We start from the raw sequence: 17,423 nt of genomic DNA on the forward strand, positions 1-17,423 counted from the left end.
GTCCCCCTGCTTGCCGGCTGGGCGCAAGGTTAGACTCCGTTACCTGACACGTGCGTCAGGTGTGCACCGATCCGGCGGCCGGCGTCGGAACGCGAAGTCGAAGCCGGCGGAAACACGGGGGACCAGTTGGCGCAGGGCAGGGTAGTGACCATCGGGGTGGACATCGGCACCACGTCGGTGAAGGCCGCCGCAGTCGACGGCGACGGCACGGTCGTGGCCTCCACGCGCGTCGAACACCAGGTGCTCACCCCGAGCCCCGGTTTGCTGGAACACGATGCCGGCGTCGCCTGGCGCGATGGCGTGCGGGCCGCCGCCACCGAGGTGGCTGCCGCTGCCGCCGCAGCCGGTCACACGGTCGCGGGGCTCAACGTGGCCGCCATGGTGCCGTCGCTGTGCGCGGTCGACGCCGGCGGCACTCCCATCTCGCCCGGCCTGTTGTATGGCGACCGCCGAGCCGTGGTTGCGGCGATCGAGGCAGGTGATCCGCCGGGGCGCGGGCTCAGCCCCGCCGATGACGGCGAGTTCCTTCGCATGCTGCGCTGGCTGGCCGCCGAGTACCCCGACGCCGCCGGCTACTGGCCCGCCCAGGCAGTCGCCAACGCGACCCTCTGCGGCAACGGGGCGCTCGACACCGTCACCGCGATGACGGCACTGCCGGTGTTCGACTTCGTGGGCTGGGACGAGAAGGTCTGCTCGTCGGTGGGCGTTGACCCCGCCCGGTTGCCCGCTGTGGTGCCGGGTGTGGAGGCGGCAGGGCGGATCGGCGACGACCTCGGGCCCGCCCTGGCCGGAGCGGTGGTGGGCGGCGGAATCATCGACGCGTTCGCGGAACAGATGGTGGCCGGCGCCGACGACGACGGCGACGTACTGGTGATCGTGGGCGCCACCCTGATCACTTGGGCGGTCATCCCCGAATGGCGCGAGGCTCCCGGACTCTGGACGGTGCCGCACAGCGTGGCGGGCAAGACCCTGATCGGTGGCCCGTCCAATGCGGGCGGCATCGCGAAGAACTGGGCCGAGGCAGTCCTGTTGCCCCCCGCAGGCGACGCCGTTGATGCATCAGAGGTGCCGGTGTTCCTGCCGCACGTGCGCGGTGAGAGGGTGCCGCTGCATGACACGCAGCGGCGCGGTGGGTTCGTCGGGCTGTCGGTTGCGCAGGGCCCCGACGCGATGTGGCGTGCGGTGTACGAGGCCTCCGGGTTCACGATCCGGCGCAACCTCGATCTGGCCGGCCTGTTGCCCGACGGTGCGCGGCGCATCGTCGCCACCGGCGGAGGATCGGCCGATCCCGCCTGGATGCAGGCTGTTGCAGATGCGAGCGGCTTGCCGGTGCACTGCGTCGCTGAGCACAAGGGGGCCGCGATCGGCTCGGCGTACATAGCCCGCGCCGTCGCCGGACTCGAGCCCGACACCTCGGGAGCCGGGCGCTGGGCGCGCACGGGCGCCATGTACGAGCCCGACCCGGCTTGGGTCGAGTGGTGCAGCGCTCGCTACCAACTCTTCGTGGAACACAGCGGGCCACCATTCGACCCGGCCGTTCCGTCGCAGGACGCGAAAGGCGGGCCGTGGTCCGCGGTGGAGCACCGGGTCGACCGGCCGGGGGAGTCGTGACCTCGCTCATCTCGGTGGACGACCACGTGGTCGAACCCCCACACCTGTTCGAGGGGCGGATGCCCAAACGCCTGGCCGACCGCGCTCCCTATGTGCGCGAGACATCCAGGGGACACCAGATCTGGGTGTTCGACGGACAGAAGTACGACCAGCCTGGCCTGAACGCCGTGGCCGGGCGCTCGAAGGACTCCGAGCCGATGGAACCGGTTCGCTTCGACCAGATCCGCCCCGGGTGCTTCGACCCGACGGAGCGCATCGCTGACATGGACCTCGGCGGAGTGACCGCGTCGGCCAACTTCCCGAGCCAGATCACGGGGTTCTGCGGTGCCGTCTACTCGGGATGCTCGGACCCCGAACTGGGCGCCGCCTGTGTGAGGGCATGGAACGACTGGATCCACGAGGAGTGGATGAGCGCCCACCCGGGCTGTTTCATCGGACTCGGGATCACATACCTCGCCGACCCGGAGGTCGGCGCGGCGGAGATCCGTCGCAATGCCGAGCGCGGGTTCACTGCGGTCAGCCTGCCCGAGCAGCCCCAGAAGCTGGGCTACCCCACACTTCATTGCGGATGGTGGGACCCGGTCGTGGAGGCCTGTGTGGAGACGGGCACGGTCGTGTGCCTGCACGTCGGCTCCTCCGGCATCGCCGGCCCCGAGCTTCCACTTGACGGCCCGATGGTGGAGTACTCGGCCACCCTCTTTTCCAGCCTGTCACTCGCGGCGTGTGCCGACTGGCTGTGGTCGGGCTACCCGGTGCGCCACCCCGAGCTCAAGGTTGTGATGGCCGAGGGTGGCCTGGGCTGGGTGCCGATGCTCGCCGACCGTCTCGACTACATCGTCGAGACCTCGGGCCATGGCCGCAAGGCATGGATGTCGACCGAGCTCGCGCCCACCGACGTGCTGCGCCGCAACTTCTGGTTCTGCTCGCTGGACGATCCGTCGATCTGGCCCATCCGTGGCCGGATCGGGGTCGACCACATCCTGCTCGAGGTCGACTATCCACACGCCGACTCGCACTGGCCCGACAGCCACGAACTGCTGGCCGACCGACTGGCGGACCTTTCCGCAGACGAGGTGGAGGCAGTGATGCACCGCAACGCAGAGCAACTGTTCCGCTTCGAGTCGCGGAAGGCCCCCCGGATGGAGAACCCATGAGGGCATCGGCGATCGACGACGACCTGGTCGCGCTGGCGGAGGTCGCCCACGACTGGTTGGCGTCTGCCAGCCCCATGGATGTCGTGCGTGATCGGCTCGAGGCGCCGTCGCAGGACACGTCGTTGCCGGCGTTCTGGGACGACATGACCGCGCTCGGCTGGGTTGGCCTTGCCGTCGGCCAGCAAGAGGGTGGCCAGGGTGCCGGTCTGGCGGGACTGGCCACGGTGGTCGAGGAATGGGGTAGGGCGGTCGCTCCCGGGCCGTTTCCGGCGACCGCACTGTGCGCAACGGTGCTCGGCATGCATGCTCCCGAGTTGCTCGCGCCGATCCTCGCAGGCGCCCCGGCATCGGTGTTGTGCCCGCCTGCTGAAGCGGGAGCCGATCTCGACGGTGCCGTTGTGGACGGCGCCGCCGAGGCGAAGTGGCTGCTCGTGTCCGTCGGTGGGTCCGCAACCACGCTCGCATTGCTCGATTCATCCGGCTTCGACGCGGATCCAGTGCCGGGAGCCGACCCGACGCGCCGCGCCGCACGGGTGAAGCTGGATCCGGCAACCATCGCCGCAGCCCCCCGGGTCGAGGTGCCGGCCGGTCTGGTCGAGCAACTGGCCGCCGTTCTCGGGTGCGCCGAGTCGATCGGCGTGGCCAGTTGGTGCGTCGAGACCGCTGCCGACTGGGCGCGGACCCGGGTGCAGTTCGACCGACCGATCGGGCAGTTCCAGGCGGTGAAGCACCGCTGCGCGGACGCATTGTGCCGACTCGAGTTGGCCAGGGCGGCAACCGCCGACGCAGCTTCCCTGGACCCCGGGGATCCCCAGTTCCCCCTGGCCGTGGCTGCCGCGGCAGCGCTGGCACCGAGTGCGGCGTTCGAGTGCGCGAAGGACGCGATCCAGGTGCTGGGCGGGATCGGCTACACCTGGGAGCACGACGCCCACCTGTACCTGCGGCGAGCGGCTGTACTCGCCCACACGGCGCAGCCAGCCGATCGGTGGCACGACCTGATCGTTCAGCATGCCACCGCCGGCGACCGTCGTGAGCTGGCGCTCGAGTTGCCGTCCGAGGCGGAGAACGTGCGTGAACGAGTGCGGGCCGAGGTGGCCGATCTTGCCAGCGCACCCAAGGCCGAGTGGAACCTCGCCCTCGCGGATGGGGGCTGGCTGGCACCGCACTGGCCGAAGCCATGGGGCCGCGACGCCGACGCCCTCGAACAGCTCGTGACCGATGAGGAGCTGGCGGCGCACGGGGTGAAGCGCCGTCACCTCCAGGTGGCGGGCTGGGTGTTGCCCACATTGATCGCGCACGGCACCGATGCCCAGCAGGAGCAGTTCGTCGGGCCGTCGCTGCGCGGCGAGATCACCTGGTGCCAGCTCTTCAGCGAGCCGGGTGCCGGATCGGACCTTGCCGCTCTGTCGACCAGGGCCACGCGTACCGACGGCGGGTGGCTGCTCAATGGCCAGAAGGTATGGACGACCATGGCGCGCGAGGCGCAGTACGGGCTGTGCCTGGCCCGCACCAACCCGGAAGCACCCAAGCATGACGGCATCTCGGCGCTGGTGGTTGACATGGCCGCCGACGGGATCGACATCCGTCCACTGCGCGAGCTGACCGGCTTCGCGATGTTCAACGAAGTGTTCTTCGACGACGTGTTCGTGGCCGACGACATGGTCGTCGGCGCTGTCGACGACGGCTGGCGCTGTGCGCGCACGACGCTCGAGAACGAGCGCGTGTCGATGGCGTCGGGCGCGTCCTTCGGCCCGGGTGTGCTGTCGGTGCTCGAGCTCGCGGACCGCACCGGCGCGCTGGACACGCAGCGGGGCCGTGACCTGGTCGGCTCGCTGCTGGTCGAGTCGCAGGCTCTTGCGGTGCTCGGCATGCGCACGACGCTGCGGGCGATCGGCCGGCGCGGTGCGCAAGCGGCGGTGCCCGGTCCCGAGGCGAGCGTGCGCAAACTTGTGGCGGTCGAGCACGAACAGCGCATCCAGGAAGCGGCCATGGCGCTGCTCGGGCCGCAGGCCGTGGTCGACGAGGGAGAGGGCCAGCTCTGGTTTGCAGGCTTCCTCGGCAACCGGGCGCTATCGATCGCCGGCGGGACCTCGGAGATCCAGCGCAACGTGATCGGCGAGCGCCTGCTCGGCTTGCCCCGCGACTGACGCGCTGTGCCGCGGGTGCTTGGATCAGTCCGGGACCGGGAGGTCGTTCTCGGCCTGGGAGGGCTTGTCGACGATCCATTCCGGGCGGGGACGCTTGAGGTCCCACACGATGCCGAGCTTCTCGAGACCGCACAGGATCCAGTAGCTGAAGTCGACTTCCCACCAGCGCAGGCCCTGGCGGGCGAGGTGTGCGTAGCGGTGGTGGTTGTTGTGCCAGCCCTCACCCATGGTGATGACCGCGAGGGCGAAGTTGTTGCGCGACGTGTCGGTCGTGTCGAACCGCCGGCTGCCGAACACGTGGGCCAACGAGTTGATCAGGAACGTCGAGTGCCACAGCAGCACCGTGGATCCGAAGAACCCGAAGAAGAGACCGGGCAGCCCGCCGATGAGGAAGCAGGCGACTCCGAGCGCCCAGGGCGCCACGAAGTCGTAACGGTCGAGGAACTTCACCTCGGGCACGTCGTCGTACTCCTTCATCGTGCCTTCGGGTTGGTCCGCAGTGTCGTCGCCGAGGATCCACCCGACGTGGCTCCACCAGAAGCCCTTCTTCGGGGTGTGCGGGTCGATGGGCGTGTCCGAGTACCGGTGGTGGATGCGGTGGTGGCCGGCCCACCAGAGCGGGCCCTTCTGGGCGGCCGCGGACCCACCGAAGGCAAGGATGAACTGGAACACCCGACTCGTCTTGTAGGCGCGGTGCGAGAAGTAGCGGTGGTAGCCGGCGGTGATGAAGAACATCCGGCCCCAGTAGCAGGCGATGAAGATCCACACGGCGGTCCACGTGACGCCGGTGAAGACGGCGACGAACGGAAGCAGGTGCACGAGGAAGAAAGGGATCGACGTCCTCATGTTGATCTTGCCGTGCGAGAAGTCTGCACCTGCGTCTTCGATCGACTGGACGTCGTGGGCTTCGGCTGTGAGGGAGATGGCGCACCTACCGGGGCGTCCGCCCATCGGCGGTGCCCTTAGTCGTTAGCGGGTCGGGTCATTCCGAGTCCGTATTCAGAGCCCGGCCCGGGTCACCGGCGGTGCGGTGCCGTTGCGGATTCGTAACAACTGTAACTGTCAGCAACGGTGAACGGCCAACTCTGCGCGCGATCGTCTGTGCACCTTGACAAGTACTACAGCTGAGAGCATTATGGGAAATAACTAGGCTCCAAACCCGAAATAATATGTGGGGTTCCACCCAGCACATGGATTCGGTCCCCTCGACCCGGACGGGCGGGAGGGCCGGCTGAACCAGGAGGTCCTGATGGCAGGCAATGGTGGTTCCCAGCGAGCAGTGGACGGGGGCGTGTTCGCCTGGTTCGCCGCGGCGGCCGTACTGGCCACCCTGGCGCTGATAGTCGGCGTGATCGCGCTGTTCACTCCGCCCGGTGGCGGCAGCTCCGGGACCGACGTCGCCCCCGAGGGTGGTGGCGTGGAGACTGTCCAGGTGGAGCTCGGCGAGATGTACGTCGAGCCTGCGTCGATCGATGTGCCGGCCGGCACCGAGCTCATCCTCGAGGTGACCAACGCCGGCGAGATGCCCCACGACCTGATGGTCGACGGCGGTGCCGGCACGAAGATGCTCGAGCCCGGCGAGAGCGAGACCCTCGAGGTGGGGGTTGTGAATGAGTCGGTGGTCGCATGGTGCACCGTCGCCGGTCACCGCGAGGCCGGAATGGAGATGGACATCGTTGTCACCGGTTCGTCGAGCTCCGGCGACGACGGTGGGTCCGACATGGCCGATCACTCGACCTCCTCATCTGGGGCGGAGTTCGCCGAGATCGACCCCAACGCCGAACCCGAGCAAGGCTGGGAACCCCGCGACCCGACGCTGCCCCCGGCGCCCGACGACACGGTCCACGAGGTCACCTGGCCGATGACCCACCTGGTGATGGACGTCGCCCCAGGTGTCAGCCAGGAGCTCTGGACATTCGATGACCAGGTGCCCGGCCCGACCCTGCGCGGCAAGGTCGGCGACATCTTCAGGGTCACGATCGTCAACGACACACCGATGGACCACTCGGTCGACTTCCACGCATCGAAGGTCGCCTGGAACGACGAGATGCGCAGTATCGGACCGGGTGAGGAACTCGTCTACGAGTTCGAGGCCAAGCACGCAGGGATCTGGATGTACCACTGCGGAACGGCACCGACACTGCACCACATCGGCAACGGCATGTACGGCGCGGTCGTGATCGACCCGCCCGACCTGGCCCCGGTCGACCACGAGTTCATCATGGTGCAGTCCGAGTTCTATCTCGGCCCCGAAGGTGAGCCCGGTGACCTCGGCAAGATGCAGCGTGACGAATGGGATGCAGTCGTGTTCAACGGCTACTTCCAGCATTACAAGTTCGCCCCGATCCGTGTGGAGACAGGCGAGCGCATCCGGGTCTGGGTGCTGGACGACGGCCCCAACGAGAACTCGGCATTCCACATTGTCGGCACCATCTTCGACACCGTCTACAAGGAAGGCGCCTACCTGCTGCGCCCCGATGCGGCGTTCGGCGGCAGCCAGGCACTCGACCTGCAGCCCGCCCAGGGCGGCTTCGTGGAGTTCAGCTTCGACGAGGACGGTCTCTACCCGATGGTGACCCACAAGTTCTCCAACGTCGGCAAGGGGGCCCTCGGGCTCTTCCAGTCCGGAGAAGTGGAGACCGTGGCGGCGCAGGAGTAGGGCAGGGACGCCCGCCGAGGTACTGAAGCGATGGCCGACGACCTGCAGCGACCGGATGGTCCCTCGGGTCGTCGGCTCGCGGAAGCCGAGGCCCTGGCCGACCCGACCAGGCTGCGCCTGCTGGAGGAGATCGAGGCCGCTGAGGAGCCGCTCGACGTGGCGTACCTCACCGAGAGTGCACGCGTTCACCACACGGTCGTGCGCCAGCACCTGGCGCGCTTGTGCGATGCCGGCCTCGTCGAGGAGCGGACCGCGAAGCCCGTCGGGCGGGGCCGGCCGAAGCTGCTCTACAGCCCGGCACCGGGGCCGCGGCGGCGCAGCGAGCAAGCCGCGCACTACCGACGCCTGGCACTCCTGTTGGCCGAAGCGATCGGCAAGGACCTCGACCCGGCGGAGGCCGGCCGCCGCGCGGGTGTGGCCGCTGCGGTGGAGGCGGTCCTTGGCGACGAGGGGGGATCAGTCGATGCACTCGAGTTGCTCCGCCGCGAATCCGAGCGCATGGGCTTCGAGCCCGAAGTGGACCCACGCGGGGACCAGCAGGTCGACATCGTGCTGACCCATTGCCCCTTCGGGGATGTGGCAGCAGAAGAACCCGAGACGATCTGCGCCCTGCACGCCGGAATCGCCCGGGGGGTGGCGGAGGCCACCGAGGAACTGTCGTTCGACGGTATAACGGTCGTGGACCCGGTGAACGCGGGATGCCGACTGCACCTGACGGTGCTCGATCCGACGCCGGTGGACCTTCCGCGCCGCCGGGACTGATCACCGCCCGCGCCCGGAGCTGATCACTGCGCACCGCCGGCGTGGGGCCGCGGTGTGGTCGGTCCGCTGAATGCGCTCCGGTCCTCACGACCGTGCCGACGTGCTAACGGCAGGCAGCATGAGAAATCCCACCGCCTAACCCAGATTTGTGCATTCAGTCACATGTTCGTGTCGATTGTTACGAACCAGCCTCGGTTTCTGTAATACTGTGTCGCAGTCGTGACAGAGGCGATGTCACGCACCCCCTCAGAAGACGCGGCCGACAGGCCGCGCATACCAACGAAGGAGAGCAACGATGCGCTCCACCACAATCAACTCAGAGACCGACACTGCAAACAGCCCGGCCCGCACCAGGCGCTCACGCACACTGCTACTGGCCGGCGCAACACTCGTGGCCCTCACCGCCTCGGCCTGCAATCTCCCCGTGGAGCAGTGGGTGCCGGACTTCGATGGCGACGGCGTCATATCCCAGGCAGAGATCGACCGCCAGAGCGGCGTGATCATCGCAGCCGTCACCGAGTCCGTGGAACAGCAGCGCCGAGAGGTGCAGCAGCACTCGTTCCTCACCTGTGTGCGCCGCCACGAGTCGGATCGCACCGGCGCATGGCCCCATATCGGCGGCTACACCGCACAGAACCCGCGCTCCAGCGCTTCCGGTGCCTACCAGTTCATCGACAGCACCTGGCGCACAGTGGCTTCGCGGGCCGGTCACCCCGGCTACGCAAAGGCCAGCCACGCTCCCTGGTACGTCCAGGATGCCGTGGCACTGCACACCATCAACAACGGCGGTCGATCCCACTGGAACGGCACCGGCTGCTGACCGGTACATCACCCTCCCCCCTCAACCAGTTCCCGCGGGAACCAGTAGAACCCCGGCCCTAGGGCCGGGGTTCTACGCGTACTGGGACACCTCTCGCGTCCCATAGGCGCCTGTGTGGCCCGGCCCTGTGCGACGATCTCGGGGTGCAGGGCCAGGTTGCATTCGTGCTCGGCGGCGGGGGCCGCCTCGGCGCCGCCGCAGGCGGCAGGCTCTCGGCCCTGTCCGAAGCAGGAATCACCCCGGACCGTGTCATCGGCACCTCGATCGGAGCTGTCAACGGCGCCGCGGTCGCGCTCGACCCCAGCACCGAAGGGGTGGACCGGCTGCGCACGATGTGGGAGAACCTCGACCGCGCCGGTGTCTTCGGAGCGCGACTGGTCGACCGTGTGCGCCATGTGGCGCGTACCCGCACGAGCCTGCATTCCAACGAGGCTCTGCACCGTCTGCTCGACTCAGTCCTCCCGGCGACATTCGAGGATCTCCAGGTGCCCTTCGAGTGCGTCGCGGCGTGTGTGCAGACCGCGCACGAGACCTGGTTCGACAGCGGTGACCTCGTGTCAGCCGTGCTGGCGTCGAGCGCGGTACCCGGCCTGCTGCCGGCGGTGGAGCGCGACGGCCTTCACTACCTGGACGGCGGCATAGTCGACTCGATACCGATCCGGCGCGCTCTCGACCACGGTGCCGGCACGGTCTTCGTCATCCAGGTGGGCCGCATCGAGGAGCCGCTCAGCCCGCCGCGATGGCCGCATGAGGTCGCGATGGTGGCGTTCGAGATCGCCCGGCGGCGCAGCTTCGCGAGCGCGATGGCCGCAGTCGGCGAGGACGTGTCGGTGCACGTGCTTCCGACCGGCGGCCAGGGCCCGGGGTTCAGTGACCTCAGCCAGTTCCGGTACAAGGACTTCACGAGAGTGGGCGAGCGCATCGACACGGCCAAGGCCGCCACGGCGGCCTACCTCGAGATGCACTCCTTGCGCGGTACCCCACCCGATTCGCCGTCCGATGCGGGCGGCTCGACGCAGTGACCGTGCGGATGCCCCCGATGGTGCTGCGCCGGGTCGTGTTCGCCCCACTCATCGTGGTGATCACCGTGGTCGTGTTGGCGTTCTCGCCCTTGATACTCATCGGGGCCGCATTCGTGGTCCGCTGGTTGCCGGGGCGTTGGCGCGGCCTGCGGTTCCTTTGGTTCCTGCTCGTGTACCTGGTGCGCGAGTCGGTCGGGCTGGTTGCGATGTTCGTGCTGTGGGTCCTCAGCGGCTTCGGCTGGTCGCTCGGCTCGGACCGCATGCAGCGCGCGCACGTGTTCCTCGTCGGGTGGTACCTGAACGGCCTCGTCGTGTCAGCTCGCAGGGTGCTCGGCGTGCGGGTCGTGACCGAGGAGTTGCCGACCGGGCTCACGGTCGACAACCCGTTTCGCCGCGGGTCGGGAGCCGGCGGCAAGCCGGTGCTGGTGTTCAGCCGTCACGCCGGGGCCGGGGACTCGTTCCTGCTGGTGGGGCTACTTGTGCGTACCTACGGCCGCCGGCCCCGCATCGTGCTGAAGGACCAGCTCCAGTTCGACCCGTGCGTGGACGTGGTGCTCAATCGGCTGCCCAACCGGTTCATCAGCCCCAACCCCGCACCGGGCGCCGGAGTGGTGGACTCGATTGCAGAGCTTGCCGCCGGACTGAAGCCGGACGGCGCCCTGATCCTCTTCCCCGAGGGGGGCAACTTCAGCGAGTCACGTCGCCAGAAGGCGATCCAGCGCCTCGTCGACGACAACCTCGACGACCTCGTGCCTCTCGCGGAGGAGCTGACCCATGTGCTGCCCCCTCGGCCGGGCGGGGCGATTGCCGCCATCGACGCCTCGCCCGACGCCGACGTGATGTTCGTCGCCCACACCGGCCTGGAACGGCTCGCTTCCCTGCGGGACCTGTGGAACGAGCTTCCCATGCGAACGGAAGTGCGGATGGCCTGGTGGACCGTGCCGGCGGAGCACGTCCCGACCGACCACCACGAGCGGATCACCTGGCTGTACGCGTGGTGGGAGCACATCGACACCTGGATCGAGGACCGTCGACTGGCGGACACTCCCAAGGGACCAAAGCTCGAATCGGGGGTCGAGGCCCCGTGACGTCCACCGGCGGGGCCATGGAGTCGACGCAAGTGCCCGCCGGTCTGACCGCGGCCGAGGTGGCGGAACGGACTGCCGATGGCCGGGTCAACAAGGTTCCCAAAGCACCCTCGCGCACGACCGGCCAGATCCTGTCGGCCAACCTCCTCACTCCGGTCAACGCCGTGGTTGGCGTGCTGTTTGTGGCGATCCTCGTGGCCCGCGGCGGGCCCAGCGCCGACATGCTGTTCGCGGGCGTGATAGTCGCCAACTCGGCGATCGGCACGATCCAGGAGGTTCGAGCACGTGCCGCCCTCGACCGGCTCGCGGTGTTGCAGGAACCGACTGCGATTGCCGTGCGCGACGGGGCCGAGGTGGAGTTGTCGGTCGAGGAGGTCGTGCAGGACGACCTGCTGGTGCTGCGCATGGGAAGCCAGGTGGTTGTGGACGGTGAGGTGGTCGACTCGGCCGGACTGGACGTCGACGAAGCCCTGCTCACCGGCGAGGCCGACCCGGTTCTGAAGGCGGTCGGTGACGAGGTTCTGTCGGGCAGTTTCGTTGCGGCCGGTAGCGGCACGTACCGCGCGACCCGGGTGGGAGCGCACGCCTACGCGGCATCGCTGGCGGACGAGGCAAGGCGGTTCACGCTGGTCGACTCCGAACTGCGCACCGGCATCAACCGCGTGCTGAAGGCGCTGATGCTGGCGATCCCGCCGGTGGCGGCACTGCTGTTCTGGCGGCTCCTCGAGGTGAGCGACACCTGGCAGGAGGCCCTCGCCGGCGTGGTGGCCTCCGCGGTGGCGATGGTGCCCGACGGACTGGTTCTGCTCACCAGTCTGGCGTTCATGGCCGGGGTCATAACCCTGGCCCGCAAGGACGCGCTGTTGCGGGAGCTCGCTTCGGTAGAACTCCTGGCGCGCGTCGACACGCTGTGTCTCGACAAGACCGGCACCATCACCACTGGAGACATCACGGCGTCGGAGGTGGTCCCGCTGGGTGGCGAGGCGGCTGGCTCGTCGCTGTCCGCTGACTGCCTGGCCGCGCTGGCGGGTGCCGATCCCGATCCGAACGCCACGCTCGCCGCCATCGGCGAGGCGTACCCGCTGGACCCGGGTTGGAAGCTGGTCGACTCCGTGCCCTTCTCCTCTGCGCGCAAGTGGTCCGCAGCGCAGTTCGACCGCGCCGATGGCCCGCTCGCGGTGTACCTCGGCGCTCCCGAGTTCCTGGCGCCCGACGACGGTGCCGTGGCAGGCCGGATCGAGGACCTGGCCCGGGAAGGCAAGCGTGTGGTGATGGTGGCCACAGCTGCGGACCTCACTGGCGAGGACCTGCCGCCGGCCCTCGAGCCCCTGGCCCTCGTGGTGCTGGAGGACACCATCCGGCCCGACGCAGCGGAGATCCTCGACTACTTCTCGGAGCAGGGGGTACGCCTGAAGGTGATCTCCGGTGACCATCCGGACACCGTTGCAGCGGTGGCCCGCAGGGCCGGGGTGCCGGGGGCGGACCGCGGTGTCGACGCCCGAACCCTGCCGACTGACCCAGCGGAGCTCGGAGAGGCCCTGGAGGACGCAGTCGTGCTGGGCCGCGTGACCCCGCAGCAGAAGCAGGCGATGGTGGGTGCGCAGCAGTCCCGCGGCCATGTGGTGGCGATGACGGGCGACGGGGTGAACGACGTGCTCGCGCTGAAGGACGCCGACATGGGCATAGCCATGGGAGCGGGCTCGGCTGCGACCCGGGCGGTCGCCCAGCTGGTGCTGCTCGACAACAGGTTCTCCGTGCTGCCGGTGGCGTTGGCCGAGGGCCGCCGCGTCATCAACAGCGTTGAGCGGGCCGCCAACCTGTTCGTGTACGGCACCGTCTACTCAATGCTGGTGTCACTCACGATCGCGGTGATCGGCACCGACTTCCCGTTCCTGCCGAGGCACCTCACCCTCGTACGCACACTCAGCGTCGGCATTCCAGGGGTCTTCCTCGCCCTGGCGCCTGACCCGCGGCGTGCGCGCCCCGGCTTTCTGGGGCGCGTCGTGCGGTTCGCCGTGCCGGCCGGGGCGATCGCGGCCGTCGCGGCGCTGACCGTGTACCTGGTCGGACGCGCCAACGCGGGCACGACGCTGATCGAGGCCCGCTCCGCGGCCACGATCACGCTGCTCGGCGTGGGTCTCGCCATCCTGTTGCGCCTCACCGGCTCGCTGCCACGCTGGCGCTGGGCACTCGTGGCTGCGATGGCGGCGGCCGTGCTGGCCGTGTTGGTGGTCCCGTGGCTGGCAGCGCTGTTCGAGCTGGACATGCCGCCGGCGGACACATGGATCTTCATGGCGACGGTTGTTGCAGCGTCCGCGGCAGTACTTCACTTCGTTCCCGTCACGGCGGACGGGGGAGAGGTGCCGCCCCCGGCGCCGCCTCCGTCTGGCTGAGCCTGCATGGTTTGCCGCGGAATCAACTGCCCGCTGGTTGGGCTACCGTCGCGACAAGACGAATCACGATCCATCCAGCATCATCTGGAAACTACGGAAGGAAGCCGCAGATGGCCTTCGAGCTGCCCGCATTGCCCTACGCCCAGGACGCCCTTGCGCCCCACATCTCGGCGGAGACGCTCGAGTACCACTACGGCAAGCACCACCAGACCTACGTCACCAACCTCAACAAGCTCACCGACGACAACGCTGACGGCAAGAGCCTCGAAGACGTGATCATGGGCGCCGACGGTGGTCTGTTCAACAACGCCGCCCAGGTGTGGAACCACACCTTCTACTGGAACTCGATGTCGCCCAACGGCGGCGGCGCCCCCGAGGGAGCAGTTGGCGACGCCATAGGCTCCGCCTTCGGTTCCTATGACGACTTCAAGGCCAAGTTCGCCGAGGCCGCCACCACACAGTTCGGTTCCGGCTGGGCATGGCTGGTCGACTCCGGCTCGGGCCTCGAGATCATGAAGACGGCGAACGCCGACCTGCCGATGAAGCACAACGCCAAGGCGTTGCTCACCATCGATGTGTGGGAGCACGCCTACTACATCGACTTCCGCAACGCCCGGCCCAACTACATCTCGACCTTCCTCGACTCGCTGGTCAACTGGGACTTCGTGGCCCAGAACATGGGCTGACCAGGGTCATCACCACGTTGTGACCGAACGGCCGGGCCGGCAACGGTCCGGCCGTTTCAGTTGGCCCGTGTGCGCCTTGCCATCCCGCGCCGGCTGGTCAGCTCGGCGATGGATGCTTCACGCAACGGCGGCCTGCGAGTCCGAAGCGGCCCTGTCGAGGTGCTGGTAGAGCTCGTCGAAGATGTGCACGGTGTCGCGCGCCCGGTATCCGAGGTCGTGCAGAGGCGCACGCCGGCCGACGGCCTCGTTGAGCACGGTCCGCTGGGGCACGAAGGGCTTCCACACGGCATGGGTGCCCATGTGGCGTGTGAGTTCCCCGGCCTGGCGGACGGCCTCGGCCGAGGTGGCGGGGGCGCGGTTCACGACCACACCGAACAGGTCGAGCGACGGGTTGAGTCCGAGTCCCACCTCATGTGCAGCGGCCATGACAGCGTCGGCTCCGCGCACCGACAGTGCCGATAGCTCGACCACCATGAGCAGGCCGTCGGCTGCCGCCAGCCCGCAGTTGGTTGTGGGGCCGAGAGACGGAGCGCAGTCGATGATGATGTGGCGGTACTCGTCGCGCAGCGTCGAAAGCGCCCGTCGTAGCCGCAGCGCAGCGTCATCCGCCCGGTCGTCACCCTCGCGGTCGATGAGTTCAGGGCTTGCCGGGAGCACGTCGACACCTTCGCCCCAGCCCGATTCGACCGTGGCGGCCTCGGCCACGTCGGCCCGCCCTGTGCGCAGGGCGTCGCCCACCGACAGGTGCTCGTTGCTCGCTTCGACGCCGAGCGCCCAGCCGGCACTGCCCTGCGGATCCAGGTCGACGAGGAGCACCGGATCGCCGGCGCGCTGGGCGGCGGCTGCCAAGCCGACGGCCACGGTGGTCTTGCCAACCCCACCCTTCTGGTTGAGAACCACCGTCACCGTGCCCATGCGCCCATCCTCGCGCACGACCGGCCGCAGCGGTACCGGACTCGACCAGCCTGTTGCAGCTGTACGGACACCATCTGCGGCAGGGAGCCACATGGTGGCGACCTGTCTCGCAGTCAACGAAGCCTCGCAACCTCCCAGTAGGCCCGCAGCGCGGTGACCTGTCCGGCGTCGTTGATTCGATAGGTGAACACGCCGTCGGTGTGAACCACGGTTCCATCACCCATGGTGGTTGTGATGGTGCCCACGTTGGCGACCTCGTTGCCGGCCGCCCACGACTGGTCGATGCGGAAGCGAACCTGGTTGGGGCCGATCACGTTGTCGTAGAAGGCAGCGATCTCGTCGGCCCCGCGATGCCCCTTGCCCTCGGGGTCGAGTATCGATTCCCCGATCGGGTCCTCCACGATCGCGTCGGGAGCGAACAGCGCGAGCCATGCGTCGCGGTCGCCGGCCTCGACCGCTTCCATGGATCGCAGGGAGGCGTCGCGGGCGGGGTGGCTGTCGAACGCGTCACAGAGCTGCGGCATGGCTGGCAGCCTAATGACCGGTGCGGATTCGCCCGGGCTCCACTTCGGCGTGGCAGTGTTTGGACGTGCCTGAAGGAAGCGCCGGAAACGCGTACCTGTCCAAGCCCGAATCAGGCCCGGGCCCGGGCGTGCTGTTCCTGCACTCCTGGTGGGGTCTCACCGATGGCGTGAAGGACCGTGTGGAGGCCCTGGCGGATGAGGGGTTCTCCGTACTTGCGCCCAATCTGCTGCCCGGAGACAACCCGACCGAGGTGACCGCCGCCGTCGAGCGACTGGCGACAGCAGACATCGACGCCACCGCGGCGGCGATCCTGTCGAGCATCGTTGCCTTGCGGGCCCATTCGGTCGACCCGGAAGCGCCGGTCGGCGTGGTGGGGCAGTCGATGGGAGCTTCATGGGCGCTGTGGGTGGCCACCCGCCAACCCGACTCGGTCGCTGCCGCCGTGGCCCACTACGGGGTGCAGAACATCGACTTCAGCGACCTCACCGCACCGGTGCTGTGCCACTTCGCCGAGCTGGACCCGATCGTCTCGGAGGATTCGGCTTCGGAGATGCAGGCCCACATGAGGTTGCTCGACAAGTCGGTGGCGGTGCACCGCCACTCCGGCGCCCGGCACTTCTTTGCCGAGTCGGGTGTCGAGATGCTGGGGCCCAACGGCGTGACGGGGGAGCGCAACGACATCGAGCGCCGCGAGTCCGACCTCTGCTGGGAGAGCACTGCCGCGTTCCTGCACGACTCGCTCGACTCGAACTGACCGCGGGTGCGGATCTGGTGGGCTACCAGAGCTGGTCGGTGTAGGTGTCGGTGCCGGGGACCGTGGGGATGAACGGCGCCGCGAGGCGCACCGTGGCGAGGCCTGACTCCTCGATGCGATCGACCACCTCGGCGATCGTGTCCCAGTCCGCGGCCGGATCGAAGCTGCCGCCGGGCTGTGCGCCACAGAACAGCAGCTGCAGGCTTCGCTGACGGGTGCCCGGCCCGGTGCCGAGTTCCATCGGTGCGCTGCCTTCGGAGCCCTTCGGGATGATCGGTCGCCAGTCGAGCACCAGATCCACCGGCCCGTCGTCGCCGAACAGCGTGGGTGACACGACCTCGTCGAACCACTCGGCGTACTGCTCGTGGCGCACGTCGTTCTCGCGGTCCAGGTGAATCGACACGAGCCCGGCGTAGGGATGGTCGAGAGCCATGTGGGAGGGCACGTCGGAGGTTCCCCGGTGCTCGCCCACATGGAAGTAGAGCGAGGTGTGGGCGTGGTGGCGCTCGTCGAAGCCACGGTCGTTGTCGTACAGCTCGAAGACCTGCTTGTTGGCCCACGCGAAGTGTTCGGCTTCGTGGCCCGCGTGGATGAAGTAGGTGGCGAGGTAGCTGCCGGCGTCGAGCGGGCGGGCCACTGCGGCCTCGTCGGGCACCCCTTCGGGGACGCGAAGGTCCTTGAGGTCACGGGTCGACACCCAGCGGCGCCCGGCGAACAGCCACGGCCCGACCATGCATCCGGAGTAGAGGTGATCCTCTTCGTACCAGCGGTTGTAGGCGGCCTCGTGGCCCTTGCTCGGGTCGACGAGGGTGAACAGCATCGCTCCCACCCGGACTGCTTCATCGCTTCCATTGGGTTCCATGCGCTCAACCTAGTGGTGGCCCTGA

General features: G+C 68.6%; 15 protein-coding genes. 11 read left to right on the forward strand and 4 right to left on the reverse strand.

The features are described from left to right. The first annotated feature begins 126 nt into the window (after positions 1-126). From GY812_08035 to GY812_08045, 3 genes are read left to right on the forward strand one after another with little or no spacing between them, the layout of a single operon-like run. The gene (locus GY812_08035; protein MCP4435428.1) at positions 127-1,611 is read left to right on the forward strand and encodes a xylulose kinase; all 1,485 of its coding nucleotides are present in this window, start codon (positions 127-129) and stop codon (positions 1,609-1,611) included. Between the two features lie 59 nt (positions 1,612-1,670). Continuing rightward, positions 1,671-2,765 carry an amidohydrolase gene (locus tag GY812_08040; protein ID MCP4435429.1) on the forward strand — a complete coding sequence of 365 codons (1,095 nt, stop codon included), beginning with the start codon at positions 1,671-1,673 and terminating at the stop codon, positions 2,763-2,765. Then, positions 2,762-4,912 carry an acyl-CoA dehydrogenase gene (locus tag GY812_08045; protein MCP4435430.1) on the forward strand — a complete coding sequence of 717 codons (2,151 nt, stop codon included), beginning with the start codon at positions 2,762-2,764 and terminating at the stop codon, positions 4,910-4,912. The genes GY812_08040 and GY812_08045 overlap by 4 nt, the downstream gene beginning before the upstream one ends. Positions 4,913-4,936: 24 nt before the next feature. Here the strand turns inward: GY812_08045 and GY812_08050 are convergent, their stop codons facing one another. Continuing rightward, positions 4,937-5,863 carry an acyl-CoA desaturase gene (locus GY812_08050; protein ID MCP4435431.1) on the reverse strand — a complete coding sequence of 309 codons (927 nt, stop codon included), beginning with the start codon at positions 5,861-5,863 and terminating at the stop codon, positions 4,937-4,939. Between the two features lie 298 nt (positions 5,864-6,161). On the opposite strand from GY812_08050, the gene GY812_08055 reads away from it, so the two are divergent. The 7 genes from GY812_08055 (at position 6,162) to GY812_08085 (ending at position 14,342) form a co-directional block, all read left to right on the forward strand. Beyond that, a complete protein-coding gene (locus GY812_08055) occupies positions 6,162-7,571 on the forward strand; it encodes a multicopper oxidase domain-containing protein (GenBank protein MCP4435432.1) in 1,410 nt (469 codons plus the stop codon). A gap of 30 nt (positions 7,572-7,601) precedes the next feature. Then, on the forward strand, positions 7,602-8,333 hold the full coding sequence (locus tag GY812_08060) for a helix-turn-helix domain-containing protein (GenBank protein ID MCP4435433.1): 732 nt from the start codon (positions 7,602-7,604) through the stop codon (positions 8,331-8,333). A 295-nt stretch (positions 8,334-8,628) separates the two neighbouring features. After that, positions 8,629-9,153 carry a glycoside hydrolase family 104 protein gene (locus tag GY812_08065; protein MCP4435434.1) on the forward strand — a complete coding sequence of 175 codons (525 nt, stop codon included), beginning with the start codon at positions 8,629-8,631 and terminating at the stop codon, positions 9,151-9,153. Between the two features lie 143 nt (positions 9,154-9,296). Continuing rightward, positions 9,297-10,175 carry a patatin-like phospholipase family protein gene (locus GY812_08070; protein ID MCP4435435.1) on the forward strand — a complete coding sequence of 293 codons (879 nt, stop codon included), beginning with the start codon at positions 9,297-9,299 and terminating at the stop codon, positions 10,173-10,175. Between the two features lie 17 nt (positions 10,176-10,192). Next, positions 10,193-11,263, forward strand: coding sequence for a 1-acyl-sn-glycerol-3-phosphate acyltransferase (locus GY812_08075; protein MCP4435436.1), 1,071 nt, complete (start codon positions 10,193-10,195; stop codon positions 11,261-11,263). Positions 11,264-11,280: 17 nt separating this feature from the next. Continuing rightward, positions 11,281-13,656, forward strand: a complete 2,376-nt coding sequence (locus tag GY812_08080; protein MCP4435437.1) for an HAD-IC family P-type ATPase — start codon at positions 11,281-11,283, stop codon at positions 13,654-13,656. A gap of 110 nt (positions 13,657-13,766) precedes the next feature. Continuing rightward, positions 13,767-14,342: a superoxide dismutase [Fe] gene (locus GY812_08085; protein ID MCP4435438.1), complete on the forward strand. Its 576-nt coding sequence runs from the start codon at positions 13,767-13,769 to the stop codon at positions 14,340-14,342. Between the two features lie 117 nt (positions 14,343-14,459). Here GY812_08085 and GY812_08090 read toward each other — a convergent pair whose 3' ends face one another. Both GY812_08090 and GY812_08095 read right to left on the reverse strand, forming a co-directional pair. Then, positions 14,460-15,257, reverse strand: a complete 798-nt coding sequence (locus GY812_08090) for a ParA family protein (GenBank protein ID MCP4435439.1) — start codon at positions 15,255-15,257, stop codon at positions 14,460-14,462. Positions 15,258-15,370: 113 nt separating this feature from the next. After that, entirely contained in the window at positions 15,371-15,781 is a 411-nt protein-coding gene (locus tag GY812_08095; GenBank protein ID MCP4435440.1) for a nuclear transport factor 2 family protein, read from the reverse strand. A 65-nt stretch (positions 15,782-15,846) separates the two neighbouring features. Here GY812_08095 and GY812_08100 point away from each other — a divergent pair, with 65 nt between their 5' ends. Continuing rightward, positions 15,847-16,536 (forward strand): dienelactone hydrolase family protein, encoded by a 690-nt coding sequence (locus GY812_08100; GenBank protein ID MCP4435441.1) that lies wholly within the window; start codon positions 15,847-15,849, stop codon positions 16,534-16,536. Between the two features lie 22 nt (positions 16,537-16,558). Here GY812_08100 and GY812_08105 read toward each other — a convergent pair whose 3' ends face one another. After that, a complete protein-coding gene (locus GY812_08105) occupies positions 16,559-17,398 on the reverse strand; it encodes a hypothetical protein (protein ID MCP4435442.1) in 840 nt (279 codons plus the stop codon). Between the last annotated feature and the right edge of the window lie 25 nt (positions 17,399-17,423).

The sequence above is a fragment of the Actinomycetes bacterium genome, assembly GCA_024222295.1.
Classification (GTDB): domain Bacteria; phylum Actinomycetota; class Acidimicrobiia; order Acidimicrobiales; family Microtrichaceae; genus JAAEPF01.